The sequence below is a fragment of the Paracoccus sp. MKU1 genome (assembly GCF_001447385.1).
Classification (GTDB): domain Bacteria; phylum Pseudomonadota; class Alphaproteobacteria; order Rhodobacterales; family Rhodobacteraceae; genus Paracoccus.
Window position 1 is genome coordinate 1 of the sequence record NZ_LLWQ01000109.1, and the last position, 2,234, is coordinate 2,234.

At 68.1% G+C, this 2,234-nt stretch carries 3 protein-coding genes; all 3 read left to right on the plus strand.

The genetic code is table 11. The features are described from left to right. The coding region (locus tag AQY21_RS07125; RefSeq protein WP_152988143.1) for a lytic transglycosylase domain-containing protein at positions 1–399 on the plus strand (399 nt) is incomplete at its 5' end. Further along, entirely contained in the window at positions 335–1,030 is a 696-nt protein-coding gene (locus AQY21_RS07130; protein WP_238986711.1) for a hypothetical protein, read from the plus strand. The genes AQY21_RS07125 and AQY21_RS07130, both read left to right, overlap by 65 nt. Positions 1,031–1,271: 241 nt before the next feature. Further along, positions 1,272–2,234 (plus strand): DUF3363 domain-containing protein (locus tag AQY21_RS07135; protein ID WP_152988144.1); only part of this gene is annotated, 963 nt, incomplete at its 3' end.

The window sequence follows — 2,234 nt, forward strand, 5'->3', positions numbered from 1 at the left end:
CTCGGCGGCGATCCGTTCGACCCGCGCGACAATATCCTCGCCGGCACCGCCTATCTGCGCGAGATGCATGACCGCTACGGCACCATCGCCGGCATGCTGGCCGCCTACAATGCCGGGCCGGGGCGCTACGACGACCACCTGGTCGCGGGCCGGACCCTGCCGGCCGAGACCCGCGCCTATGTCGCCGCGCTCGTGCCAGTGCTGAGCGGCGACCTGCTTCCCGGCGCTGGTTTCGCCGCCGCGCCACCGCCGGACTGGCGCGAGGCCCCGCTCTTCGCTGGCAGTACAGCCGCAGCCTCAGACGCAGAACGGGTGCAGACCGATGGCGCATCGGATGCGGAACGACCGCAATCCGACAGTCTGTTCGTCCGCCGATCCGACGCAGGAACAGTGCAATGAAAAAACATTCCATTCGTCTCACGGCGCGTACAGTCAGAGGGCTCGACCGATGAAAATCGCCTATGCGGACCCACCTTATATCGACTGCGCGCATCTCTACCGCGACCGCCCGGACTATGCCGGCGAGGTCGATCATGCGGCGCTGATCGAACGGCTGGAACGCGATTACGACGGCTGGATCCTTCACGCCGCAGCGACGCCGCATTCGTTCGCCGTTCTCGCGCCACTGATCGAGCCGACGGGTGCCCGGTGGATGGCCTGGGTGAAGGGTTTCGCCGCCTTCAAGCGTAACGTGCCGGTCGCTTATGCCTGGGAGCCGGTGATCGTCAAAGCCGCCCGCAAGCCTGCGGTCAGCAAGCGGCTGGTCCTGCGCGACTGGCTCCAGGAGAGCATCACCCTGCGCCGCGGGCTGACCGGGACGAAACCGGAAGCGGTCTGTCATTGGTGCTTCGAGATGGTCGCCGCGCGGCCCGAGGACAGGCTCGACGACCTGTTTCCCGGCACCGGCGCCGTCACCGCGGCGTGGCATTCCTGGCAGCGGAAATTCACCCTGCCGGACGATCCGCAGCCTGCTCTGCCGCCGTCGGACAGCGTCCGCCGGGGGCGATGCCGCCCAAGAGGCCCGTCATGAGCCCCGATCGCAGAAATCGCACTGCGGCGAATCCCAGCGAAGAATGGCGCGCGGCGGCCCATTGGGCCGCGGCGCTTTTAGGAGGGCAAGATAAAAGCCCGCGATGTGCGGGCCGGGCGGTCGGGGGTGTTTGCCGGGTTTTCGGGGCATTTCCGCACATCGCGGCGCCAAACCGCACCTCGCACCCCTCCGGATTTTTCAGTTTGTTCATCAAATCCCGCACCTCGCAGGAGATCGGCCCATGAGCAACGAGGAGGATTTCCGCATCCGGCCGGGACGGATCCGCTCCAGCCGCAGCCAGCGCGCCCGGCCCTTCGTGGCCCAGGCGCTGGCCGCCGCCCAGAAGGCCGGCGGGCGCGTCTCGCGCAATGGCAGGATCGTGTCGCCGGGCGCCTCGCGCTTCGGCCGGGGCCGAACTGCCGCCGTCCGCGCCAACAGGCTGATCACCCGCCGCACCCGGCTCTGCACCGTCAAGGTCCGGGTGGTCCGCAGAACCGGGCAGGCAGCGGCACTGCCCCGGCATCTGGGCTATCTCGGCCGCGACGGCGTCACTCGCGACGGAGAAAAGGCGCGGATGTTCGGCCCGGACACCGACGATGCCGACATCAAGGAATTCGCCGAGTGCAGCGAGGACGACCGCCATCATTTCCGCTTCATCCTCTCACCCGAGGATGCCGCCGACATGGCGGACCTGAAGCGGTTCACCCGGGAGTTGATGGCGCAGGCGGAAAAGGATCTCGGCACGGAACTGGACTGGATCGCCGTCGATCACTGGAACACCGACAATCCCCATGTCCATGTCATCCTGCGGGGGCGGGCCGATGACGGCAAGGATCTGGTCATTTCCCGCGACTACATCCGCGAAGGGTTGCGCGACCGGGCGCAGGACCTGATCACCCGGGAACTGGGGCCGCGCCGTGACCACGAGATCCGCCGCAGCCTGATGCGGCAGGTCGAGGCGGAGCGCTGGATCGCGCTCGACCGCCAGCTTCTCCGGGATGCCGGCAAGTCCGGCGTCATCGACATGGCGCCGGGCATCGAGGGTCCGCGCGACGATTACCTGCCGCAGAAGGTCGGCCGGTTGCGGCATCTGGAACGCCTCGGCCTGGCCGATCAGGTCGGGCAGGCGCAATGGGTGATCCGGCCCGAAGCCGAGACCGTGCTGCGCGACCTCGGCGAGCGCGGCGACATCATCAAGCGCATC